Origin of the sequence: Salinivibrio proteolyticus, assembly GCF_001996165.1 — a bacterium.
GTDB classification, from domain to species: domain Bacteria; phylum Pseudomonadota; class Gammaproteobacteria; order Enterobacterales; family Vibrionaceae; genus Salinivibrio; species Salinivibrio proteolyticus.
Genome location: NZ_MUFP01000009.1, coordinates 19540 through 44060, shown reverse-complemented (window position 1 = coordinate 44060; position 24521 = coordinate 19540). Strand labels below are relative to the sequence as shown.

General features: G+C 49.4%; 24 protein-coding genes. 16 read left to right on the top strand and 8 right to left on the bottom strand.

Translation table 11 applies throughout. From position 1 onward, the window contains the following. Positions 1 to 160 precede the first annotated feature (160 nt). On the top strand, positions 161 to 1828 hold the full coding sequence (gene glnS / locus BZJ19_RS08760; protein ID WP_077675340.1) for a glutamine--tRNA ligase: 1668 nt from the start codon (positions 161 to 163) through the stop codon (positions 1826 to 1828). Between the two features lie 134 nt (positions 1829 to 1962). Here glnS and fcrX read toward each other — a convergent pair whose 3' ends face one another. Beyond that, a complete protein-coding gene (fcrX, locus tag BZJ19_RS08755; RefSeq protein ID WP_069588691.1) occupies positions 1963 to 2409 on the bottom strand; it encodes a ferric iron uptake transcriptional regulator FcrX in 447 nt (148 codons plus the stop codon). Between the two features lie 196 nt (positions 2410 to 2605). On the opposite strand from fcrX, the gene BZJ19_RS08750 reads away from it, so the two are divergent. Beyond that, on the top strand, positions 2606 to 3091 hold the full coding sequence (locus BZJ19_RS08750) for a DUF4442 domain-containing protein (RefSeq protein ID WP_077455222.1): 486 nt from the start codon (positions 2606 to 2608) through the stop codon (positions 3089 to 3091). 46 nt (positions 3092 to 3137) lie between these two features. Here BZJ19_RS08750 and fldA read toward each other — a convergent pair whose 3' ends face one another. The 3 genes from fldA to BZJ19_RS08735 all read right to left on the bottom strand — a co-directional run bounded on the left by fldA (position 3138) and on the right by BZJ19_RS08735 (position 4846). Continuing rightward, positions 3138 to 3665, bottom strand: a complete 528-nt coding sequence (gene fldA / locus BZJ19_RS08745) for a flavodoxin FldA (RefSeq protein ID WP_077455221.1) — start codon at positions 3663 to 3665, stop codon at positions 3138 to 3140. A gap of 125 nt (positions 3666 to 3790) precedes the next feature. Continuing rightward, a complete protein-coding gene (locus tag BZJ19_RS08740) occupies positions 3791 to 4012 on the bottom strand; it encodes a DUF2788 domain-containing protein (protein ID WP_077479111.1) in 222 nt (73 codons plus the stop codon). 60 nt (positions 4013 to 4072) lie between these two features. Then, positions 4073 to 4846, bottom strand: a complete 774-nt coding sequence (locus tag BZJ19_RS08735) for an alpha/beta fold hydrolase (RefSeq protein ID WP_077675339.1) — start codon at positions 4844 to 4846, stop codon at positions 4073 to 4075. Between the two features lie 99 nt (positions 4847 to 4945). On the opposite strand from BZJ19_RS08735, the gene seqA reads away from it, so the two are divergent. Further along, positions 4946 to 5488, top strand: coding sequence for a replication initiation negative regulator SeqA (gene seqA / locus BZJ19_RS08730; RefSeq protein ID WP_077455219.1), 543 nt, complete (start codon positions 4946 to 4948; stop codon positions 5486 to 5488). A gap of 28 nt (positions 5489 to 5516) precedes the next feature. Beyond that, complete coding sequence (pgm, locus tag BZJ19_RS08725) at positions 5517 to 7163, top strand: phosphoglucomutase (alpha-D-glucose-1,6-bisphosphate-dependent) (RefSeq protein WP_077675338.1); 1647 nt, start codon at positions 5517 to 5519, stop codon at positions 7161 to 7163. Between the two features lie 76 nt (positions 7164 to 7239). Here pgm and BZJ19_RS08720 read toward each other — a convergent pair whose 3' ends face one another. Further along, positions 7240 to 8037: a DUF1853 family protein gene (locus tag BZJ19_RS08720; RefSeq protein ID WP_077675337.1), complete on the bottom strand. Its 798-nt coding sequence runs from the start codon at positions 8035 to 8037 to the stop codon at positions 7240 to 7242. Positions 8038 to 8164: 127 nt separating this feature from the next. On the opposite strand from BZJ19_RS08720, the gene BZJ19_RS08715 reads away from it, so the two are divergent. Continuing rightward, positions 8165 to 8362 (top strand): DUF2517 family protein, encoded by a 198-nt coding sequence (locus BZJ19_RS08715; RefSeq protein WP_077675336.1) that lies wholly within the window; start codon positions 8165 to 8167, stop codon positions 8360 to 8362. A gap of 109 nt (positions 8363 to 8471) precedes the next feature. Beyond that, positions 8472 to 9230 carry a Nif3-like dinuclear metal center hexameric protein gene (locus BZJ19_RS08710; protein ID WP_077675335.1) on the top strand — a complete coding sequence of 253 codons (759 nt, stop codon included), beginning with the start codon at positions 8472 to 8474 and terminating at the stop codon, positions 9228 to 9230. A 60-nt stretch (positions 9231 to 9290) separates the two neighbouring features. Here the strand turns inward: BZJ19_RS08710 and BZJ19_RS08705 are convergent, their stop codons facing one another. Continuing rightward, positions 9291 to 10580 (bottom strand): citrate synthase, encoded by a 1290-nt coding sequence (locus tag BZJ19_RS08705; RefSeq protein WP_069588389.1) that lies wholly within the window; start codon positions 10578 to 10580, stop codon positions 9291 to 9293. A 400-nt stretch (positions 10581 to 10980) separates the two neighbouring features. Between BZJ19_RS08705 and sdhC the strand changes: the two genes are divergently transcribed. From sdhC to sucD, 8 genes are all read left to right on the top strand, one after another. Next, a complete protein-coding gene (gene sdhC / locus BZJ19_RS08700; RefSeq protein ID WP_077455215.1) occupies positions 10981 to 11373 on the top strand; it encodes a succinate dehydrogenase cytochrome b556 subunit in 393 nt (130 codons plus the stop codon). Next, complete coding sequence (gene sdhD, locus BZJ19_RS08695; RefSeq protein ID WP_077455214.1) at positions 11367 to 11717, top strand: succinate dehydrogenase, hydrophobic membrane anchor protein; 351 nt, start codon at positions 11367 to 11369, stop codon at positions 11715 to 11717. The genes sdhC and sdhD overlap by 7 nt, the downstream gene beginning before the upstream one ends. Next, positions 11718 to 13484 carry a succinate dehydrogenase flavoprotein subunit gene (gene sdhA, locus BZJ19_RS08690; protein ID WP_077675334.1) on the top strand — a complete coding sequence of 589 codons (1767 nt, stop codon included), beginning with the start codon at positions 11718 to 11720 and terminating at the stop codon, positions 13482 to 13484. Positions 13485 to 13498: 14 nt separating this feature from the next. Then, positions 13499 to 14209 carry a succinate dehydrogenase iron-sulfur subunit gene (locus BZJ19_RS08685; protein ID WP_069588383.1) on the top strand — a complete coding sequence of 237 codons (711 nt, stop codon included), beginning with the start codon at positions 13499 to 13501 and terminating at the stop codon, positions 14207 to 14209. 116 nt (positions 14210 to 14325) lie between these two features. Continuing rightward, the gene (gene sucA / locus BZJ19_RS08680; protein WP_077675333.1) at positions 14326 to 17136 is read left to right on the top strand and encodes a 2-oxoglutarate dehydrogenase E1 component; all 2811 of its coding nucleotides are present in this window, start codon (positions 14326 to 14328) and stop codon (positions 17134 to 17136) included. Between the two features lie 28 nt (positions 17137 to 17164). Continuing rightward, positions 17165 to 18373 carry a 2-oxoglutarate dehydrogenase complex dihydrolipoyllysine-residue succinyltransferase gene (gene odhB / locus BZJ19_RS08675; protein ID WP_077661742.1) on the top strand — a complete coding sequence of 403 codons (1209 nt, stop codon included), beginning with the start codon at positions 17165 to 17167 and terminating at the stop codon, positions 18371 to 18373. Between the two features lie 106 nt (positions 18374 to 18479). Further along, complete coding sequence (gene sucC, locus BZJ19_RS08670) at positions 18480 to 19646, top strand: ADP-forming succinate--CoA ligase subunit beta (RefSeq protein WP_077675332.1); 1167 nt, start codon at positions 18480 to 18482, stop codon at positions 19644 to 19646. Positions 19647 to 19648: 2 nt separating this feature from the next. After that, positions 19649 to 20521, top strand: a complete 873-nt coding sequence (gene sucD, locus BZJ19_RS08665; RefSeq protein ID WP_077455210.1) for a succinate--CoA ligase subunit alpha — start codon at positions 19649 to 19651, stop codon at positions 20519 to 20521. 94 nt (positions 20522 to 20615) lie between these two features. On the opposite strand, the gene znuB is transcribed toward sucD, so the two are convergent. Continuing rightward, entirely contained in the window at positions 20616 to 21404 is a 789-nt protein-coding gene (gene znuB, locus BZJ19_RS08660) for a zinc ABC transporter permease subunit ZnuB (RefSeq protein WP_077675331.1), read from the bottom strand. Further along, positions 21397 to 22164 carry a zinc ABC transporter ATP-binding protein ZnuC gene (znuC, locus tag BZJ19_RS08655; RefSeq protein ID WP_077675330.1) on the bottom strand — a complete coding sequence of 256 codons (768 nt, stop codon included), beginning with the start codon at positions 22162 to 22164 and terminating at the stop codon, positions 21397 to 21399. Before znuC ends, znuB begins: the two co-directional genes overlap by 8 nt. A gap of 81 nt (positions 22165 to 22245) precedes the next feature. Between znuC and znuA the strand changes: the two genes are divergently transcribed. After that, positions 22246 to 23145, top strand: coding sequence for a zinc ABC transporter substrate-binding protein ZnuA (znuA, locus tag BZJ19_RS08650; RefSeq protein WP_077675329.1), 900 nt, complete (start codon positions 22246 to 22248; stop codon positions 23143 to 23145). After that, positions 23129 to 24466, top strand: a complete 1338-nt coding sequence (mepM, locus tag BZJ19_RS08645) for a murein DD-endopeptidase MepM (RefSeq protein ID WP_077675328.1) — start codon at positions 23129 to 23131, stop codon at positions 24464 to 24466. The genes znuA and mepM overlap by 17 nt, the downstream gene beginning before the upstream one ends. Positions 24467 to 24521: the final 55 nt, after the last annotated feature.

Here is a 24521-nt window from a genome sequence, read left to right as displayed (position 1 = left end):
GCGTTTTTTATGCTCGGGAGGTGGGGTGAACAAAAAAAGCGCATTTAGGGGCATGCGAGGGCGAGTTTAACAACAACTGGTTGAGTAAAGTGCCGGAATAAGAGATCATAGTATCCATGTAGCTGTAAAATTCGCACTGTTTTGATACGAGGTAACCTTGATGAGTGATGCTGAAGCTCGTCCAACCAATTTTATTCGTCAAATCATTGATAAAGATTTGGCGGAGGGAAAACACACATCAGTCGTGACCCGTTTCCCGCCGGAGCCTAATGGCTATCTGCATATCGGTCACGCTAAGTCTATTTGCCTGAACTTCGGTATTGCGCAGGATTATCAAGGTGAGTGCAATTTGCGCTTTGATGATACCAACCCAGAAAAAGAAAACGTTGAGTACGTTGACTCGATCAAGCGCGACGTTCAATGGCTTGGCTTTGAGTGGGCAGGTAAAGAGCGCTATTCATCAGACTATTTTGATAAGTYGTACGGCTTTGCGGTTGAACTGATTGAAAAAGGTTTGGCGTATGTCGACGAATTAAGCCCAGAGCAGATCCGCGAGTACCGAGGTACGTTGACAGAGCCGGGCAAGCCGAGCCCTTATCGTGATCGTGCGGTGGAAGAAAACCTCGCGTTATTTGAAAAAATGCGCGCGGGCGAATTTGCCGAGGGCACTGCATGTCTTCGCGCTAAAATCGATATGGCGTCACCTTTCATGGTGATGCGCGACCCGGTTATCTATCGCGTACGTTTTGCTCATCACCACCAGACGGGTGATAAGTGGTGTATTTATCCGATGTATGATTTTACCCACTGTATCTCGGATGCATTGGAAGGGATCACTCACTCGTTATGTACGCTGGAGTTCCAAGACAACCGCCGCTTATATGACTGGGTGTTGCAAAACATCACCATCGATTGCACTCCGCATCAGTACGAGTTTAGTCGCCTAAACTTGGAATACACCGTGATGTCCAAGCGTAAGCTCAACCAACTGGTGTCAGAGCAGCTCGTCAATGGCTGGGATGATCCACGTATGTTGACGATTTCTGGTCTACGTCGTCGTGGTTATACCCCAGCGTCTATTCGTGAGTTCTGCAAACGTATTGGTGTCACCAAGCAAGATAACATCATCGAAATGAGTGCACTGGAGTCGTGTATTCGTGATGATCTGAATGAACGCGCACCGCGAGCGATGGCCGTTTTGGATCCGATCAAGCTGGTGATTGAAAACAAAGCGGATGACGTTGAGTGGCTAAGTGCCCCTAACCATCCAAACAAACCAGAGATGGGACAGCGTCAGGTGCCTTTCTCTCGCGAGATCTGGATTGAGCGCGAAGACTTCCGTGAATCGGCTAACAAAAAATATAAGCGTTTGGTGTTGGATAAAGAAGTACGCCTGCGTAATGCTTATGTAGTAAAAGCCGAGCGTTGCGAGAAAGATGAGCACGGAAACATCACTACGGTCTATTGTAGCTACGATCCTGAGACGCTAGGAAAAGACCCTGCAGATGGCCGTAAAGTAAAAGGGGTAATCCATTGGGTATCCGCGGCAGAAGCTGTTCCGGCTGAGTTCCGCTTGTACGATCGCCTCTTTACTGTGCCAAATCCTGCMAGTGCAGAAAACTTCGTAGAGACGATTAACCCAGACTCTTTGCAAGTGATGCACGGGTACGTTGAGCCTAGCTTGAAAGACGCGCAGCCTGAAGCTGGCTATCAATTTGAACGCACGGGCTACTTCTGTGCGGATAACAAAGACAGTCGTGCGGAGGCATTAGTCTTTAACCGTACCGTAGGCTTACGTGACACATGGGCGAAGATTGAAGGTAAGTAACCTTTGTCTTTACGCAACGAAAAAAAGCCGGCATGTATTGCCGGCTTTTTTATAGGTTTATATCCCGTTCTGAAATACGTTGACATAAAGAGGACTCCTTTACGACAACATCAAGTCACTCAAGCCTTGATCATTCAGTCATCATTGTGAATCGATGGATCTGCTTTGCAGTCGCCTTCTTGGCAGTGACCATAGAGATACAAGCTATGGTTGGTAAGACGAACATTAAAACGACCGGCAATTTCCTTTTGACGCTCTTCAATCAAATCATCCGAAAACTCAATGACTTTACCGCAGTCAAGACAGACGAGGTGATCATGGTGGTGCTGAGTCGCTAACTCAAATACCGATTTTCCACCTTCAAAGTGGTGACGGGTGACAATGCCGGCATCATCAAACTGGTTGAGGACACGGTATACCGTCGCTAGGCCAATTTCTTCGCCTAGATCAATCAACTTCTTATACAGGTCTTCGGCACTGATATGCTGGCAATCGGGCTGTTGCAGCACTTCTAGGATCTTGAGCCGTGGCAGCGTGACTTTTAGCCCAGCTTGCTTCAACGCCTGGTTATTGTCTGACATGTGTATCTACCTGTTTTCTGCCTGCGAGAGACAGTTTGATTAGCAAGGAAAATATTTATTAAGACTATCAAAATTGCTCGGCGCTCGCCACAGCAAGGAACGTTTAGACGAACGAATTTTGATCATTCTTGGTTGCAACAATGTTTTCGAGATGTAAATATTGTGTGGTAAGACCAGATAAGGACGTCAATCAGTTATGTATCGGTTCTATAAACCAAGAATTGTGAAGTGGGCATTAAATAGTTGGCCTCCCTTCTGGGGAGCGGGGATCCATATTGAGTCTATCAGTGACGACTTTAAGTGCGTCAATATGCGGTTAAAACTGCGCTGGTGGAACAAAAACGCGAATCGAACACAATATGGTGGCAGTATCTTTTCACTGACTGATCCTGTTTATGCCTTGATGTTAATGGGCATACTCGGACCACAGTACCATGTGTGGGATAAACAAGCGGATATTAATTTCATCAAACCGGGCACCACCGACTTATTTGCCGATTTTGTGATTAGCGATGCGGTGTTGCAAGACATTCAGCAACAGGCTGGAAGAGGGGAGAAAGTGTTACCCGAGTTTGTTGTGCATGTCAAAGACGCGAAGGGGGAGGTGGTGGCTGAAGTGAAGCGCACCTTATATGTGAGAAAAAAACGTCAATACCGTGACCTAACCCAAGACGCCGCATAGAAAAAACGCCAAGAGAGTCTTGGCGTTTTGGTGGTTCATTGACGAGTTAGTCTTCTAATTCCGCCAAACACATTTCTTCGTAGACTTGCTTCACCCATTTGCTGACACGCTCATCGGTCAGTTCAGGTTGACGGTCTTCATCGACGCACAAGCCGACAAAGTGATTGTCGTCTACCAAGGCTTTAGAGGCTTCAAACTCATAGCCTTCGGTTGGCCAATGGCCAATGATGGTCGCGCCTTTTGCTTCAACAATGTCACGTACCGTGCCCATTGCGTCACAGAAATATTCTGCATAATCTTCCTGATCACCACAGCCAAAGATGGCGACCAATTTGGTTGAAAAGTCAATTTGCTCAAGTTCTGGGAAGAAGTCATCCCAATCACACTGTGCTTCGCCATAGTACCAAGTTGGGATACCCAGCAGGAGAAGATCGAAGTTATCGATATCTTCTTTACTGCTTTTCGCAATATCCTGCACATGGACCATCTGTTTGCCCAGTTGCTTTTGAATGCTCTTTGCAATTGCTTCAGTGTTACCTGTGTCACTACCAAAGAAGAGACCTACACTCGCCATATAAAAAATACCCGTTTTTTTCAGTGGGTTGCTGTTTGCAACTAACTCGAATTAAAGAAAAAGCGGTGCTTTTTCACACTCCTATACGCTAGAGCGTACGTGGGATCATTCTCCGTTTAGGGATGTTAGCCGATGCCAACACCTTCCCAGAACAGTTGAATAACCCCTTTTGTAATAAAACCAACACAGCCTAGTGTGAGAACAAACCAGACAATACGTCGACCAAAAACTGGCACATTGCCTTCTTTTAGTACGTCTTTGATTGCCATTCCGATAAAAAAGAAAATGGCAGCAAAAACGAGGTCTAGGCCAATTTTTTCGAGCAATTGAAAGTGCTCGTAAAGCATGCGTGCCTCCATTGAGCACCGACATATGCGGCGCAATATACCACAAGGGTCACAGACCTGTTAACGCTCCCCCGGCATTAAAAAGCGCTCAATAACGTTGGCAACCACGGCAGGTTTTTCAGCATGTAGCCAATGGCCTGTTCCTGCCACCATGTGCGCTTTCGAATGCGGGAACTGTTCTATAATCGCATCACGATGCTCGGGCAAAATGTATTCAGATTGTTGACCTTTTACAAACAGAGTCGGGCCTGAATACTGTCCGAATGCCTGCCAGCCCATAATATCGCGATAACCGTGATAAAGATTATCAATATTGAAGCGCCAGGCGTAGTGACCTTGATCGGTTTTATAGAGTGATTTCAATAAAAATTGTGTCACGCCTGGGTTTTCAATCGTCTCATCCATGATGGATTGTGCTTGTTGGCGACTGGTCAGGGGAGTGTCTTGGGTGCGTTTTAGCGCCGTAAACACCGCGTCATGCCGGTTAACTTGATAGTCGACGGGGGCAATATCCATGACCACCAACTGTGTTACGCGTTTAGGAAAGCGTTGTGCAATAGCCATAGCAACTTTCCCGCCCATTGAGTGACCGACTAATGTCACCTTGTCGAGTTGATGGTGATCCATCCATGCGACAACCGCATCTGACTGTGCCTGATAATCAGCCTGCTTAGTATGATAGGACTGGCCGTGATTAGGTAGATCAATTTGATAAACACAAAAGTGATCAGCCAAGGTTTTTGCTAATCCGCCTAGATTGTCGAGATTGCCGAATAAACCGTGGATCAATACGAGCGGCGAGCCCTCACCGCGAGACTTTTCGTTTAATAACACGTTGCTTTTCTCTCAGATTACTGGCTTTGGCGTAGAGTATACCTATCTATCTCTGTATAATCGCCCCGTTAAACGACAAACAGGACTCGATGAAAAACAATGAAGACGATTGAGGTTGACGAGGAGCTATACCGGTACATTGCCAGCCAAACGCAGCATATTGGTGAGAGCGCATCAGATATTTTGCGCCGCTTATTGCTGTCGGATTCGGCGCAGCAGTCAACACAGCCTGCACCGACACCCTCTCGTTCTAGCGGCATCGTAGTGAGTAAAGATGCAGGACGCAGTGCGTCTGTTGATCGCGTTAAAGCGATGCGATCGCTATTGATCTCGGATGAGTTTGCAGCGCAAGAGCGTGCAATCGGGCGTTTTATGCTCGTTTTGACCACTCTATATCGTGTGGACCAGCAAGGTTTTGCCGATGGGATGGCACTAAAAGGACGCACCCGTCTGTATTTTGCTGACAACCAGCAAACCTTGTTAGAAAGCGGCAAAACCACCAAGCCGAAACAAATTCCAGAGACGCCTTTTTGGGTGATCACCAATACCAACACCGGCCGCAAGCGCCAAATGGTGGAGCAGCTGATGGAAAAAATGCAGTTCCCCAGCGATTTGATCGAAAAGGTTGTCAACGCGATTTAATCTATGCCACTCATGGGAGACGAGATTTATGGCAGTGCATCCCCAAGCAGGGCAGCGCGCAGACGCGGCTGATTTATGCGATATTCCTGCGCTAGTCACGCGCTTTTTTCAGGCCCAGCCAACCCCCGGTAATCCGGCGCAGCGCGTTGCGTTTGGAACGTCAGGCCACCGTGGCAGTGCACTAAACACGACATTCAACCGTGATCACATTCATGCGATCGCTCAGGCCATCTGTGATGAGCGCTGTGCGCTTGGTATCACGGGACCTGTCTTTGTGGGCAAAGATACGCATGCGCTGTCTGAACCCGCTTTCGGTGCTGTGGTTGAAGTATTGACGGCCAATCAGGTTAAGGTTATTGCGCAAGCAGATCAGGGCTATACGCCAACGCCGGGTATTTCCCAACAAATTCTGGCTTATAACCGTGATCATGCTGAGCAAGCGGACGGGATTGTGATCACCCCCTCACATAACCCGCCGCAAGATGGTGGCATCAAATACAATCCACCGCATGGCGGCCCAGCAGAAGGGGCCATCACAAAATCGATTGAAGCACGAGCCAACGATTATATAGATGCTGGCTTAGAAGGCGTGAAACGGTTGGCTATTGACGAAGCACGGGCAAGCGCTTACTACCAAGAGCAAGACTTAGTGACCCCTTATGTCGCTGGGCTCGAGCGTGTCGTGGATATTAAAGCCATTCAAGCGGCAGGATTAAAACTGACTGTTGATCCTCTGGGTGGTGCTGGGATTCGCTATTGGCAAAAAATCGCTGAACATTATCAGCTCGATATTACCCTCGTGAATGAGAAAGTCGATCCGACTTTTGGCTTCATGCCTCTCGACAGCGACGGTGTGATCCGCATGGATTGTTCCTCACCCTATGCGATGGCGGGATTGTTAGCACACAAAGACCACTATGATCTTGCTTTTGGGAATGACCCTGATTTTGACCGCCACGGCATTGTGTCACCAGATGGCTTGATGAACCCTAATCATTATTTAGCGGTTTGTATTGATTATCTTTTCCGCCATCGTCAGCAATGGCCGAGTCGCTTAGGTGTGGGTAAAACACTCGTGTCGAGTGCCATTATTGACAAAGTAGTTGCGGATCTTGATCGAAAGCTGGTGGAAGTTCCGGTTGGATTTAAATGGTTTGTTGATGGCCTGCATCACTGCCAGCTTGGCTTTGGTGGCGAAGAAAGTGCGGGTGCCTCTTTCTTAACCTTGGATGGACAGCCTTGGTCGACCGACAAAGACGGCATTATTCTGTGTTTACTGGCAGCTGAGATCCTCGCGGTGACTGGCATGACACCTCATGCTTACTATCAAACACTAGTGAATAAGCATGGCGATCCCGCCTATAACCGTTTACAAGCGGTAGCGAACAAGCAACAAAAGCAAGTGCTCAGTCAGTTGAGCCCTGAAATGGTGACCGCGGAGACGTTAGCTGGCGATATCATTACTGCAAAGTTGACTCACGCGCCAGGCAATGGTGAAGCGATTGGTGGCTTAAAAGTCGTCACTGACTCTGGATGGTTCGCTGCTCGCCCATCTGGTACGGAAGAGATCTACAAGATCTATTGTGAGAGCTTTAAAGGTGAGGCGCACCTGCGCATGATCGAAAAAGAAGCGCAACAGATCGTGGATAACGTTTTTGCTGAGCAAGGGGTATAAAACGCCAAATATCCCCTCGCGCGTTGTAAAGGCCGTACCGTTAAGGTGCGGCTTTTTTATGTACGTCTGGCGGCCACTATACTTTAGGCGGTTGAGTTTGAGGCCAGTCCGGGGTGACGACAAACCAGGGCGTGAGATACTCATCAACCAAATGACAAGTGCGTGTCAGCGAAGCCAGCGCCGCTGTATCAAAGCGGGGTAAAGTATGAAAATCAGGGATGCTCAACCACTGATCGCGTGATAAAGACGCATAACGACGGTCTTGGGGTAAGGCATCAGGCCAGCACCACCAACCAGTAATACAATCGAGATTGACGCAGGGTGCATCTGGGAGTGGTGCGTTTTGGTGAAACGGTTGGTACAAACGGCCATGGATACAAAGTCGCTTCTTTTGCGGTCGCCATTGTGGGTGATCGGCTAAAAAGCGGGGATGATTGGACATAGCAAGCTGATGGTTCATCATACGCGCGGCTTTGATATCTAATGCATCTTTAGCATTTGGGCCTAGCCAGCGACCTTGATGGGCAAGATAAAACTTTACTGCGACTTCCCAGTGTTCAAGCTGATCACCATTTTCAATCAAGAAATCCACTGCGCCAACGGTTTTACCCGCATCATTAATCTGTATTTCTTCAGCAACCACATTAAGGTGAGGTTGTTGCGCAATCAGGTTTCCTAATAACCATTGGTAGTAAAAGCCGATACGATGAGGTCCGTGATAAGACATATCTGCCAGGGTGTTATCAGCGACTTGCCACGTCGAGGTATTGACCATAGGGAAATCCGCTGAGGATAACAAAGGCGGTTGGGAGCGAATCCAAGCCATATCCTTTGCGATTTGCTGTCGACGGGCAAACAGTGGTGATGTCATCATTGTAATTTTATTACCTTGTTAATCGATTGTATCGCCGTGGCTGGACGTTTTATGCACTAATATGTAGTAAACATACCAAACGAATGATATACTCTTCCCACAACTGGTCAGATGAGTGAGGTTATTCATGTATAAACCGTTCGATAAAACCCAAGTCGTTTTGCGTCGCAGCGCTGTTGTGGTTGCAGGTATTGTATGTGCGCCTACATTAGTAATGCCGCCTTTGGCATCGCGTATTTATAGTCATCTTCATCAAGTCTGGTTAAAAGATAGTACTAAGCCGGTCTGGCTGGCTGAGTCTGAAAAAGCGGGCGGTTTTTTATAAACATCACGCCTTACTGGTTGAGCGGCTAACGGAAACGTTAGCCGCTTTTTTATGTCGATTCCGCACGTTACACTAACATACAACATCTCAAAGCGACGAAAGAGACATCATGAATAACCTCGAACTCGAAGCAATCCTAAACGCAGAGCTAAAGCCCGACCAAATCAAAGATTATAGCCCGAATGGGTTACAAATTGAGGGACGTGAGCAAGTACAGAAAGTGATTACCGGTGTCACGGCTTGCCAAGATCTTATTGATGCGGCGATTGAGCAGAATGCGGATGCCATCTTGGTACACCACGGTTACTTCTGGCGCGGTGAAGCACAGCAAATTCGTGGTATGAAGTATCAACGGATCAAAGCGTTGATTGAAAATGGCATTAATTTATATGGCTACCATTTGCCGTTGGATATTCACCCTACCATGGGAAATAACGCACAACTGGCTAAGCGATTGGGGATTGAGTTGATCGGCGGGTTAGAGCCCGGAAATCCCGTGTCGATTCCTGTCTACGGAAAGCTCTCGACGCCGATGACCTTAGCCCAGTTTGAACATCAAGTAGCGACGGTTCTAGGCCGAGCCCCTTTGGTTATTGACGGCGGCCACACCCGTCGTATTGAAACGGTCGGTTTATGCACGGGCGGTGCGCAAGACTTTATCGACTTAGCGGCAAGCCAGAATATGGATGCCTATCTTTCAGGTGAGGTTTCAGAGCGGACGACGTTCTCAGCACGCGAACAGGGTGTCCACTATATTGCTGCAGGCCATCATGCGACAGAGCGTTATGGTGTTAAAGCGCTGGGTGAGTGGTTGGCTGAACAATATGGCCTAACGGTTGATTTTATTGATATCGACAACCCGGTATAAGTGGTTGACGAAAACAAAAACGCCGCCTCGTTTAGGCGGCGTTTTTCTGCAAGCAAGGTATTAGTCTCGCTGTTTCATTGGTGTGAATTCACGTTGCGTGTAGCCGGTGTAGAGCTGACGCGGACGACCAATGCGATTGTTGGGATCGGAGTGCATTTCATTCCAATGCGCAATCCAACCAATGGTTCGTGACATTGCGAAAATCACGGTAAACATTGACGTTGGAATACCAATCGCTTTGAGGATGATGCCCGAGTAAAAGTCCACATTTGGGTACAGTTTTTTGTCGATAAAGTAGTCATCAGATAGCGCAATACGCTCGAGCTCCATCGCCACATCGAGCAGTGGGTCTTGGATACTCAGTTCTTCCAATACTTCATGACAGGCTTCGCGCATCACAGTGGCGCGAGGATCGTAGTTTTTGTAAACCCGGTGTCCGAAGCCCATCAGACGGAAAGGATCATCCTTGTCTTTTGCTCGGCCAATAAACTCAGGAATGTTATCGACATGACCGATTTCTTCCAGCATGCGCAAGCAGGCCTCATTGGCACCACCGTGAGCTGGCCCCCAAAGTGACGCGATCCCCGCGGCAATACACGCGAATGGGTTAGCGCCTGAAGAGCCGGCTAGGCGGACCGTCGAGGTGGATGCGTTCTGCTCATGATCGGCATGCAGCGTAAAGATTTTGTCCATCGCACGTGCGACCACTGGGTTAACTTCATATTCTTCACAAGGCGTTGCAAACATCATGTGGAGGAAGTTCTCTGCGTAATCTAGGTCGTTGCGCGGATAGATAAATGGCTGGCCAATCGAGTACTTGTAACACATTGCCGCGAGTGTCGGCATTTTAGAGAGCAATCGGAAGGCGGTAATTTCGCGGTGCTGGTCGTTATTGATATCCAGTGAGTCGTGATAGAAAGCAGCCAGTGCACCGACGACACCGACCATGACGGCCATAGGGTGAGCGTCACGACGGAACCCGTGGAAGAAACTCGCGATTTGCTCATGTACCATGGTGTGGCGCACGATTAACGAGCGGAATTCTTCATATTGCTTTTTCGTAGGGACTTCACCGTAAAGAAGGATATAACAGACTTCTAAGTAATCAGCGTTATTGGCGAGTTGATCAATAGGGTAACCGCGATGCAGCAAAACGCCTGCAGCGCCATCAATGTAGGTGATTTGCGATTCACATGATGCCGTGGCGACAAAGCCCGGATCAAAAGTGAAATATCCGTTTGCACCTAATGCACGTACGTCCAAGACCTCTGGCCCGACAGTGCCCCCCATGATCGGCAGTTCGATTGGTGCTTGCCCTTCAATATGTAGGGTAGCTTTCTTCTCTGCCATAACAATCTCCTTTGTTATTTTATAATCCCATCCAGGATACGGACCCGACCGTTTTACCGATCGGCCTAGGTGATGTCAATTTTTAACCTAACGATGTGTGCGCGAGTTAATAACTTATTTGCAATGCGGGTTAAATATCTGTTGTGAGATTCCTGTCAATTTTGAGAGTTTGTAATTGCTTGTTACGCCGCGTATACTTTTGCGAGGTCTCTGGGCATATCAGTATCCTAGGGCGTTTAGGGGCTCAAACACCTTTCTAAATTGACGTGATCCATTTGCTAAAAGTTGCAGTTAATAGCAATAAGGTACGCAAAGCACGTTACACAGATGTTGCAGGTCTTACGCTTTGAGTACTGAGGTTCAGAGAGTGTAAATAACTATAAATGCTCAATGGAGCTGAGTGGGCAATATCGTGAAAGAAAGAAAGTCAAGACCCGTAAACCTCGACATTAAGACCATTCGTTTTCCCATCACAGCGATTGCGTCTATCATGCATCGAGTAGCAGGTGTCATCACCTTCGTCTCGATCGCCATCCTATTGTGGCTACTTAGCCTGTCTCTCTCTTCACCTAGCGGTTTTGAAACTGCGTCTGCCATCGTCGATAGCTTCTTCGTCAAGTTTGTCCTTTGGGGCATCCTCACGGCGCTTGCCTATCACATCGTAGGTGGTATCCGCCACCTAATGCAGGATATCGGTTATTTTGAAGAGTTAGAAACGGGTGCGAAAAGCGCTCAGGTGGCATTTGCATTGACCGGCGTGTTGTCTGTACTGGCGGGGATTTTGGTATGGTAACGAAAAACATTTCATCGGTGGGGCGTAATGGCGTACATGATTTTGTACTCATTCGGGCCACTGCGATTATCATCACACTTTACACACTTTATATGGTCGGATTTGCTGCGTTTGGGCCGGATATTACGTACGCCTCATGGACAGCTTTTTTCGGCCAAACCAGCACTAAGGTTTTTACCATGCTAGCACTGGTGTCGATTCTCATTCACGGATGGATCGGTATGTGGCAAGTGTTAACTGACTACATCAAGCCTGCCTTGCTGCGTGGCCTTCTTCAATTGGGTGTAGTTGCCTTGCTGCTGATCTATGTGTTTGCCGGTTTCTTTGTACTGTGGGGTGTGTAAGTGAGTATTCCAGTTCGCGAATTTGACGCAATCGTTATTGGCGCAGGTGGTGCAGGTATGCGCGCCGCCCTGCAAATTTCTGAACAAGGCCTATCTTGTGCGTTGTTATCAAAAGTCTTTCCGACTCGTTCTCACACTGTATCTGCGCAGGGTGGTATTACGGTAGCACTGGGTAACTCACATAAGGATAATTGGCAATGGCACATGTATGACACGGTGAAAGGGTCGGATTATATCGGAGACCAAAACGCCATCGAGTACATGTGTAAAACCGGCCCACAATCGGTCATTGAACTCGAAAAAATGGGCCTACCGTTTTCGCGCTTTGAAAATGGCTCTATCTATCAGCGTCCGTTTGGTGGCCAATCGAAAGAGTTTGGCGGTGAACAGGCGGCGCGTACAGCCGCAGCGGCAGACCGAACCGGTCATGCATTGCTTCACACGCTGTACCAGCAAAACATCAAGAACAAAACCACTATCTTCTCTGAATGGTATGCCCTCGACTTGGTGAAAAACCAAGACGGTGCTGTGGTTGGTGCCACCGCGATGTGCATGGAAACTGGTGAGATTTGCTATTTCAAATCGAAAGCTACCGTGCTTGCAACGGGCGGTGCGGGGCGTATTTATCAATCCACCACCAATGCGCACATCAACACGGGTGACGGTGTCGGTATGGCGTTGCGCGCAGGTGTTCCGATGCAAGACATGGAAATGTGGCAGTTCCACCCAACAGGGATTGCTGGCGCCGGTGTCTTGGTGACTGAAGGCTGCCGTGGTGAAGGGGGCTATCTGCTTAATAAAGATGGCGAACGCTTTATGGAGCGGTATGCGCCTAACGCAAAAGACCTGGCTGGTCGTGACGTGGTCGCACGCTCTATGATGATCGAAATCCGAGAAGGTCGAGGTTGTGATGGCCCTTGGGGTCCACACATCAAGCTTAAGCTAGACCACTTGGGTAAAGATGTCCTTGAGTCACGCTTGCCAGGCATTTTGGATCTCTCTCGTACCTTTGCGCACGTGGATCCGATCAAAGAGCCAATTCCGGTCATTCCAACTTGCCACTACATGATGGGCGGTATTCCAACGCAAGTGTCTGGTCAAGCGATCAAACAAGATCCAATGGGACACGACGTTGAAGTACAAGGCCTGTTTGCCTGTGGGGAGATCGCTAGTGTGTCTGTCCATGGTGCAAACCGTTTGGGCGGTAACTCATTGCTTGATTTGGTGGTCTTTGGCCGTGCAACTGGTCTACACCTTGGTGAAACCTTGGCCGCGCAAGTTGAAGCGCGTGATGCAAGCGAATCTGATATTGAAGCCTCTTTAGCGCGCTTGAACCGCTGGAATAGCACGCAAAAAGGCGAAGACCCTGTAGAAATCCGTAAAGATCTCCAAGCGTGTATGCAAGAAAACTTCTCGGTATTCCGCGAAGGTGAGGCGATGGAAAAAGGCCTCAAAGAACTGCAAGAAATCCGTGAACGTTTGAAAGTAGCACGATTGGACGATACGTCGACTGAGTTCAACACCCAACGTATCGAGTGTTTGGAGCTGGAGAACCTGATGGAAACCGCTTATTCAACGGCGGTAGCGGCAAACTATCGTACCGAAAGCCGTGGCGCTCATGCACGCTTTGATTATCAAGAGCGTGATGATGAGAACTGGCTATGCCACTCCATCTACAATCCAGAAACGGAATCTATGTCGAAGCGCGACGTCAACATGGCGCCAGTGCATCGTGACGCTTTCCCACCGAAAGCGCGTACTTACTAAGGGGGTCGAAAACGATGAACGTTAAGTTTTCAGTCTATCGCTACAATCCAGATGTGGACGATGCGCCATATATGAAGGATTACACGCTCGACGTGCCTGAAGGGTCGGACATGATGCTATTGGACGCGCTCATTCAACTAAAAGAGCAAGATCCGACGTTAGCATTCCGCCGCTCATGCCGCGAAGGTGTGTGCGGATCGGACGGTGTAAACATGAATGGTAAGAATGGATTAGCGTGTATCACGCCACTCTCATCATTGATGGATAAATCAGAAATTGTGATCCGCCCATTGCCAGGTTTGCCGGTTGTGCGTGACCTTATCATCGATATGAGTCAGTTCTATGAGAACTACGAGCGGGTTAAACCTTACTTAATCAACGATGACACACCGCCATCACGGGAGAATTTACAAGCCCCTGAAGACCGCGCGGAGTTGGACGGCTTGTATGAGTGCATCATGTGTGCGTGTTGCAGCACCTCTTGCCCTTCTTTCTGGTGGAACCCAGACAAATTTGTGGGGCCGGCAGGGCTGCTCGCTGCGTATCGTTGGTTAGCAGATAGCCGTGATACCGCGACCGAAGAGCGCTTATCTGATCTGGACGACGCTTTTAGTGTCTTCCGTTGCCACGGTATCATGAACTGTGTCAGTGTGTGTCCTAAGGGATTAAACCCAACGAAAGCAATTGGACACATCAAGTCGATGCTGATTCAGCGTGGCGTTTAAAACGCTTTCGTACATTAACGTGAACTATAAAGCCCCGTCCACGGACGGGGCTAAATAACAGGTAACCCGGCTTAGAACCGGTGTTTGGATAAATAACTAGTGGTTAAGGGATAACAATGCAAAATGGCGTGATGAAGGCTTGGATGGAGTCTTCTCATTTGGCTGGCGCCAATGCAACTTACGTAGAAGACCTCTACGAACTGTACCTCAGTGACCCGGAGTTAGTTGATCAAGAATGGAGAGCGGTCTTTGACCAACTACCAGCGGTGAATGAAACCGCGGTAGAACAACCCCACTCTCGCGTTCGTGATTACTTTCGACGCTTAGCTACCGAGACAGCGCGTGCAAATGCCTCAGTCAATGACCCCGACGTAGACGCGAAACAAGTCAAAGTCCTTCAACTTATTAACGCATTTCGTTTCCGCGGCCATCAGCAGGCCAATCTTGACCCGCTGGGTTTATGGAAGCGTAATCAAGTACCCGATCTGTCACCTGCTTTCCACTCGCTTAACGAGCAGGACTTCAACGAAAACTTCAATGTCGGCTCATTTGCAATTGGTAAAGACAATATGCAGCTGGGCGAGCTTTATGAAGCACTGCAGAAGACCTATTGTGGGTCTATCGGTGCTGAATATATGCATATCACTGACACGGAAGAGAAACGTTGGATCCAAAGCCGCTTAGAGTCTGTGGTTGGGCAGCCGCAATTCAACGAACAAGAAAAGCTGACTTTCCTAGAAGAGCTGACCGCGGCTGAAGGGCTAGAGCGCTATTTGGGCGCGAAGTTCCCAGGTGCAAAGCGCTTCTCTCTCGAAGGAGGGGATGCACTGATCCCGATGCTTAAAGAGCTTATCCGTCACGCTGGCGGTAAAGGGGCTCGTGAAGTAGTGGTCGGTATGGCTCACCGTGGCCGCTTGAACGTGTTGGTGAATGTGCTGGGTAAAAAACCGTCAGAACTGTTTGACGAGTTTGCGGGTAAACAAGACGAAACCTGGGGCACCGGTGATGTGAAATATCACCAAGGCTTCTCGTCTGATTTTGCCACGCCAGGTGGTGATGTGCATTTAGCGCTTGCCTTCAACCCATCTCACCTTGAGATCGTCAACCCTGTGGTTATGGGCTCAGTTAGAGCACGTCGAGATCGTCTCGAAGATGCCACCGGTTCGAGTGTCTTACCGATCACGATTCATGGTGATGCGGCGATTGCCGGCCAAGGGGTTGTGCAAGAGACTTTTAACATGTCTCAAGCGCGTGGTTTCCAAGTTGGTGGCACGGTACGTATCGTCATCAATAACCAGATTGGTTTTACCACCTCGAACCCAGCAGATTCTCGTTCTACGCAATACTGTACTGATATTGCCAAAATGGTGCAGGCGCCAATCTTCCACGTAAACGCGGATGATCCTGAAGCCGTTGCCTTTGTTTCTCGCTTAGCGCTTGATTTCCGTAATGAATTCCAGCGTGATGTGGTCATTGACTTGGTGTGTTATCGCCGTCACGGTCACAACGAAGCGGATGAGCCTAACGCGACACAGCCTATGATGTACCAAAAGATCAAGAAGCATCCGACACCGCGTAAGCTTTATGCGGACGTTCTTGATAAGCAGGGTGTTGCGAATCTTGAGAAAGCGACCGAGCTTATCAACGAGTATCGTGATGCGCTTGACCGCGGTGAGTGTGTGGTCAAAGAATGGCGCCCGATGGCGTTACACTCGGTCGATTGGACCCCTTATCTTGGGCACGATTGGACCGTAGAGTGGGCGAATAAGTTTGATGCTAAGCGCCTGAAAGAGCTCGGCCATCGGATTTGCCAGTTGCCTGAAAGCCACAAGCTTCATAGCCGTGTCGCCAAGCTCTATAACGATCGTAAAGCCATGGTGGAAGGTGAGAAAAAGCTAGATTGGGGTATGGCGGAAACCTTAGCGTATGCCACGCTGGTGGATGATGGTAAACGTATCCGTATTACCGGCCAAGACTCTGGGCGAGGTACCTTCTTCCACCGTCATGCGGTCTTGCACAATCAAACTGACGGCAGTACCTATTTGCCACTGGCGAACATCCACGACAAACAAGGGCCATTCCAAGTGTTTGACTCTGTGTTGTCCGAAGAGGCGGTTCTCGCGTTCGAATATGGCTACGCAACGGCAGAGCCTGGTGGTCTCACCCTTTGGGAAGCACAGTTCGGTGACTTTGCCAATGGCGCGCAAGTGGTGATTGATCAGTTCATCAGCTCTGGGGAACAAAAATGGCGCCGTATGTGCGGATTAACCATGCTGTTGCCTCACGGCTATGAAGGACAAGGCCCCGAGCACTCATCGGCTCGTCTTGAACGCTACCTACAGCTCTGTGCAGAACAAAACATGCAGGTGGTCGTACCTTCAACGCCTGCACAGGTCTATCACATGTTGCGCCGCCAAGTGGTTCGCCCCATGCGTCGTCCATTGATTGTGATGTCACCTAAGTCGCTGCTGCGTCACCCACTGTGTGTGTCGAGCCTTGAAGATTTGTCTGATGGTGATTTCCTTCCCGCAATTGGCGAGATGGATGAGCTGGATGCGAACAAGGTTGAACGCGTCGTCATGTGCGCAGGCAAGGTGTATTACGACCTACTGGAAACGCGTCGCAAGTCGGAAATCGACAATGTGGCGATTATCCGTATTGAGCAGCTTTATCCGTTCCCATTGGATGCAGTGAAAGACGCTATCGCCCCTTACACCAATGCGAAAGACTTTGTGTGGTGCCAAGAAGAGCCTCAAAACCAAGGGGCTTGGTATAGCAGCCAACACAATTTCCGTGCGGCGATTCCAGATGATGCTACCTTAACTTACGCAGGACGAGAGGCATCAGCATCGCCAGCGGTAGGCTATATGTCCGTACACCAGAAACAACAAAAAGCGTTAGTCGAAGACGCTCTGACCCTCAAGTAAGAACTAGAACATTAAGGATAACTACGATATGACAATCGAAATTCTGGTTCCCGATTTACCCGAATCTGTGGCTGACGCAACGATTGCCACATGGCACAAACAGCCAGGTGACTCGGTAACCCGTGACGAAGTACTGGTTGATATTGAAACGGATAAAGTGGTACTGGAAGTGCCCGCGCCTGCTGATGGCGTGTTGGAGTCAATCATTGAAGATGAAGGGTCAACCGTGTTGGCGAAACAAGCCATCGCGAAGTTGAAAGAAGGCGCTGTGGCAGGAGAGCCGACCAAAGACGTGCCTGCTGAATCAGAAGCGTCACCGGATAAGCGCCATACAGCGTCACTGGAAGAAGAGTCCAATGATGCATTGAGTCCAGCCGTGCGTCGCTTGCTGGCTGAGCATGATATCTCTCCTGATGCGGTGAAAGGCACAGGCGTGGGTGGGCGTATTACCCGAGAAGATGTTGATGCTTACCTGAAGAACAAGCCAAAAGGTGGCGAGCAAGGCAAACCTGCCCAAGACGTCCCTGCTGTGGCTGAGCGCGGTGAAAAACGTGTGCCAATGACACGTTTGCGTAAGCGTGTTGCTGAGCGCTTGTTAGAAGCGAAAAATAGCACCGCGATGTTGACCACGTTCAATGAAGTCAACATGAAGCCGATTATGGAACTGCGTAAGCAGTACCGTGATAGCTTCGAAAAACGCCACGATATCCGCCTCGGCTTTATGTCCTTCTACGTGAAGGCAGTGGTTGAAGCGCTCAAGCGTTATCCTGAAGTGAATGCGTCTATCGACGGTGATGATATCGTTTATCACAACTACTTCGATGTGAGCATGGCGGTATCAACACCACGCGGCTTGGTCACGCCAGTGCTGCGTGATTGCGATAAGCTAGGCTTTGCGGATATCGAAAAAGGGATCCGTGATCTCGCGGTCAAAGGCCGAGACGGTAAGCTAACCGTTGATGAGCTAACCGGGGGTAACTTTACGATCACCAACGGTGGGGTATTTGGTTCGCTGATGTCGACGCCAATTATTAACCCACCTCAGGCAGCCATTCTTGGCATGCACAAAATTCAAGACCGCCCAATGGCGGTAGATGGCAAGGTAGAGATTCTACCAATGATGTACTTGGCGCTTTCCTACGATCACCGTCTGATTGACGGCCGTGAATCGGTTGGCTTCCTTGTTACCATCAAAGAGCTTCTTGAAGACCCAACACGTCTGCTATTGGACGTTTAACTGATGGGCCAGTACGTGATGTGCTGGCTATCAGTCGAGGGGACGGAGTCCCCTCATTTGGAAAGCACAAAGACACAATAATGGACATTAACACGGATAGAACATCATGAATCTGCACGAATATCAGTCAAAGCAGCTGTTCGCTGAATATGGTCTACCAGTTTCAGAGGGCTATGCTTGCGACACACCACAAGAAGCTGCCGAAGCAGCCGACAAAATTGGTGGCGACAAATGGGTCGTCAAATGTCAGGTCCACGCGGGCGGTCGCGGTAAAGCGGGCGGCGTAAAACTGGCTTCTTCTAAAGAACAAATTCGCGAGTTCGCACAACAATGGCTAGGTAAAAACCTCGTTACTTACCAAACAGATGCGAACGGCCAACCGGTTAGTAAAATTCTCGTTGAATCCTGCACTGATATCGCCAAAGAGCTATATCTCGGTGCGGTCGTTGACCGTGGCTCACGTCGCGTGGTTTTCATGGCGTCAACAGAAGGCGGTGTGGAAATTGAGAAAGTGGCGGAAGAAACGCCTGAATTAATTCACAAAGCATCGATTGATCCTTTAGTTGGTCCTCAGCCTTATCAAGGCCGTCAACTGGCATTTAAATTGGGCCTTGAAGGTGAGCAAATTAAGCAGTTCACCAAGATCTTCATGGGGATTGCACAGCTGTTTCTTGACAAAGACGTCGCATTGGTTGAAGTGAACCCATTGGTGATCACTGATCAGGGCAACCTGCACTGCTTGGATGCAAAACTGTCGATTGATAGCAATGCGGTCTATCGCCAGCCACAGGTTCGCGCGATGCACGATCCAAGCCAAGAAGACGCCCGTGAGGCGCATGCGGCGCAGTGGGAACTGAACTACGTTGYCCTCGATGGAAACATTGGCTGCATGGTCAATGGTGCAGGTCTTGCGATGGGCACCATGGATATTGTTAATCTGCACGGCGGTAGCCCTGCTAACTTCTTGGATGTCGGCGGTGGCGCGACGAAAGAGCGTGTGACTGAAGCATTCAAGATTATCCTGTCTGACAGCAATGTGAAGGCAGTATTGGTGAATATCTTCGGCGGCATCGTTCGCTGTGACTTGATTGCCGACGGCATCATTGGCGCAGTGGAAGAAGTGGGCGTGAAAGTGCCTGTTGTCGTTCGCCTAGAAGGCAATAATGCCGAAGTAGGTGCGAAGAAACTAGCCGATAGCGGCTTGAACATCATCGCGGCCACCTCACTCACAGAAGCCGCACAGAAAGTCGTTGCTGCAGCGGAGGGTAAATAACAATGTCAGTGCTGATTAATAAAGACACCAAAGTCATCTGTCAGGGCTTTACGGGTGGACAGGGTACCTTCCACTCTGAGCAGGCGATCGAATATGGAACGCAAATGGTTGGTGGGGTATCACCTGGTAAAGGGGGAACTACCCATCTCGGTTTGCCGGTGTTTAACACAGTGGCAGAAGCCGTGGAATCGACGGGTGCAACAGCGTCGGTGATCTACGTGCCAGCACCATTCTGTAAAGATGCGATTCTCGAAGCAGTTGATGCGGGTATCGAGCTGATTGTGTGTATCACCGAAGGGATCCCAACGCTGGATATGCTGGAAGTGAAAGTGAAGCTTGATGAAGCTGGCGTTCGCATGATTGGTCCAAACTGCCCAGGTGTTATCACTCCAGGTGAATGTAAGATTGGCATCATGCCAGGTCACATCCATAAACCGGGTAAAGTCGGTATCGTGTCACGTTCAGGTACCTTGACTTATGAAGCGGTGAAGCAGACTACGGATGAAGGCTTTGGCCAGTCAACCTGTGTCGGGATTGGCGGTGATCCTATTCCAGGTTCTAACTTTATCGACATCCTCGAAATGTTCGAAAAAGATCCAGCCACTGAAGCGATTGTAATGATTGGTGAAATCGGTGGTACCGCTGAAGAGGAAGCGGCGGCTTACATCAAAGAAAACGTCACCAAACCTGTTGTTTCTTATATTGCCGGAGTAACTGCTCCTCCGGGTAAACGCATGGGTCATGCGGGTGCGATCATCTCTGGTGGTAAAGGAACAGCCGATGACAAGTTTGCAGCACTTGAAGCGGCAGGCGTCACCACAGTAAAAAGCTTGGCAGAAATCGGTCAAGCACTGCGCGATAAAACCGGATGGTAAAAACGCAGTCGTAGCATGATTCAAAGCCGCTCACTGTGAGCGGCTTTTTTTGTCTTGTTTTGTATGAGCACAAGCTAACCGTATGGATGAGTCGCTAGCGGCTTCGAATCGGGATCAGCTGGCTCAGCATAAATACGCCTGCCGCCGCAACCACGACCGATGGACCAGCTGGCGTATCGTAAAACCAAGAGCCCGCCATACCGAGAAAAACAGCGCCCATGCCAATTAAACTCGCCAATGACGCCATTTGTTCGGGCGTAGCCGAGAGACGTCGTGCTGTTGCTGCGGGAATGATCAGCATTGACGTAATGATCAATGCGCCGACAAATTTCATCGCCAGTGCAATCACAAGCCCGATAAGTAACATGAGCAGCAGCCGTAAGCGTTCCACATCAATGCCCTCAACTTGAGCCAACTCTTCGCTGACGGTCATTGAGAGTAAGGGCTCCCAGTAATAAGCCAACACAGCAAATGTGAAGCAAGCGCCAATTGCTAACCAAGTTAAATCGGTATAGGTCACGGCCAATAAGTCCCCAAACAGATACGCCATTAAATCCACACGTACTGTATCAAGAAAACTTACCGCGACGAGCCCTAACGATAAAGCACTGTGCGCCAAAATACCGAGCAGAGTATCAGTGGCGACCAAGTGCTGGCGCTGTAAACCAACCAGAACAATGGCAAGTAAAAGACAGGTTGCGATAAGCGCAAGATTAAGGTCAATTTGAAACAAAAAGCCGACGGCGAGCCCAAGCAACGACGCATGGGCGAGGGTGTCACCAAAATAGGCCATTCGACGCCATACCACAAAAGAGCCCAGTGGACCTGCAATGGCGGCAATCAGCACCCCTCCTAGAATAGGTGCCATTAAAAACTCAATCATGCTGGTGTTCCTGATGTTGGCAGCCATCAACGGGCTGTCCAGATAAATCGTGATCGTGATTATGATGATGGTGATACAAAGCAAGCTGTTCGCTGGTTTGGCGACCGAACATAGCGACATAGGACGGATGTTGAGAAATCGCATCTGGCGCCCCCGAGCAACACACATGATGCTGCAAACAGATCACCTCATCGGTTTTCGCCATCACTAAATGCAGGTCGTGTGAGACCATTAAAACGGCGCAGCTGAGTGTGTCGCGCAGCGTCGCGATAAGGCTATACATTTCAAGCTGGCCGCTGACATCCACGCCTTGCACCGGCTCATCCAGTACTAAGAGATCGGGAGATTTCAGGATCGCACGGGCAAGCAACACCCGCTGGGTTTCCCCTCCGGACAAGGTATGCATGTTAGAAAATTGCAGTGCGCCTGCATTGACTGTGCTTAGTGCTTCCGTAATTTGCGCATTGGTGTAGCGAGTCCCTAAGCGGATAAACCGGTCTACCGTCAAGGGCAGTGTTTGGTTGAGCTGGAGCTTTTGTGGCACATAACCGATCTTTAATCCTTTTTTAAGCCTCACGGCGCCTTGGCTAGGTTTAACCAAGCCAATCAGTGTTTTTACAAGGGTGGATTTTCCCGCACCATTAGGGCCAATCAATGTGGTGATATTGCCGCGCTTTAAGTCTAGCGACACATGATCCAGAACCTGGCGGCCGTTATAGGTCACCGTCACCGCATCAAGGATGACTAGCGAGTCAGTCATAGTGAAAAAAGCATTGTGAATTGTAATTGTTATATTATAACATTTCGCATCGCTGATGAAACTGATTAATTGGGGTAAACCATGGGTGTGCGTGTTATTGGACTATTTTTTGCGCTGTTATTGGCCTTGCCAGCGCAGGCTGTCACTGTGATGACCACGATTAAGCCGGTGCAGCTGATTGCACAAGGGCTAGTGGCAGACGACGATACGGTCGAGGTGTTACTTCCGCCCGGCGCATCACCACACGGCTACGCGCTAAAACCTTCTGATATTCGCAATTTGAAAGCGGCCGATTTGACGGTTTGGGTGGGGCCAGAGCTTGAATTGTTCTTGAGTAAACTGCTACAAGAGCAACCCAATGTGCTAACCCTCACTCAAGTAGAGGGGATCCCGCTTCGTCATTACGACGGGGAAGCTGAAACCCATCATCATGGTCACGACCATGACCACCATGGTATTGACCCTCATATTTGGCTAGGCCCAGAGTCGGCGCGCGTCGCAGCGCGGGCGATTACTCAAGCCTTGATAAAAACCTCGCCTGAAAAGACTGACCAGTACCGCGCTAAATTAGCCACCTTTAATGCGCATCTGGATGAGACGGTGACCGATATTCATGCGGCATTGGCGCAACGCCAGCAAAGTGGCTATTTCGTATTTCATGATGCGTACGGTTACTTTGAACAAGCATTTGGTTTGAAGAAAACGGGTCATTTTACCGTCGATCCTAGCCAAAAACCGGGCGCAAAGACCCTAGTAACTATCCGGAGAGGATTGCTAAATCACGACGCGACCTGTATCTTCACCGAGCCGCAGTTTAATCCCTCACTGGTCGATGCTGTGACCCGAAACGATGACGTTACTGTGATTGCTTTGGATCCGTTGGCAACTGCTATTCGAGTTGCGCCTGATGGCTATCAGGTTTTTTTGAAAGATATGGGAAACCGCTTCGCACGTTGTTTAAAGCATGAAACTACTCACTAACTGGTTAGCCGCGACCGCTCGGCTACCTCGTCAGCACAAGCTGGCGCTCGCCTCATTATCGTTACTCGTTGCTGCCGCACTCATGTGGCAGCCACATCCTTTTACACATCACGATGAACGTCGCTCATTACCGCTAATGGATGAGCAAGACGTATCTATGCCGCTAGAAAACAGTGAGCCGATTGAAGTTGGCTTAGATGCCGATGATCCGGCACTGACAGTACCTGAGGATGCTCTCGAGCAAGATATCACCTCAGAAGCGGCCCGCATTCACACCCACACGGTTGCCTCTGGTGATACCTTGGGTGCGATTTTTTCACAGTATGGTCTACCGCTCCGTCAGATGTACCAGATCCTCGATGTGAATCAGAAAGCGGGCGATATTCGGCTTGGGCAAAAAATTGATTGGCAAGTTGATGATGAGGGGCAGCTATCCTCACTCACCGTCTATCAATCGATTAAATATCGGGATCAGTATGTCTTCGGTGCGGAGGGGGTGAGCTACGAGCAACTCGAAACGACGGGGGTTTACGAACAAGTCACTCTGTCGGGTCGCGTCACAAGTAGCTTTTACCAGCAAGCTCGACAAGCAGGATTGACGCCCAACCAAATTCAGAACTTAGTCTCAGCCTTACAATGGCGTTTTGACTTTGGTGCAGAATCCCATCGTGGCGATCGCTTTTCAGTATTGGTCAACAAAGAGTTTATCGATAGTAAAGCGGTATCGTCTGGCGACGTGATGGCGATGCTTTATCAAGCGGGCGATCGAGATATCTTTGTCTACCGCCACACCGATGGTCGCTTTTACGATGAGCAGGGCCATAGTCTGGATCGTRCTTTGCGCCGTTTCCCAACCGCTAAGCGTTACCGTATCAGCTCGCCATTTGACCCACATCGTAAGCATCCGATCACCGGTCGCATTTCACCGCATAATGGCACCGATTTTGCCACCCCGGTGGGTACGCCCGTCTTGGCGGCAGGCGATGGGGTAGTGGTGAAAGCACGCAAGCACCCACTAGCCGGCAACTATGTCGTGATCAAACACGGTCGCGAATACTCGACCCGCTATTTGCATCTTCACCGTATTTTAGTGAAACCGGGTGATCACGTCTCTATGGGGCAAAAAATCGCATTGAGTGGCAACACTGGGCGCTCGACCGGACCTCATTTGCATTTTGAGCTGATTAAATATGGCCATCCAGTGAATGCGATGAAGGTTCCTTTACCTGAAGCGCATCCTGTACCGCGTAGCGAGCAGGACGACTTCAAGCGTCAAGCAAGACGCGCTCACCAGCAGCTGTCTCAAGTTCTGAACAGCTAATAAATCTCAAGAATGTGAGGCCCAGCTCACATTGAGGGTCGCAGGGTTCCATTTT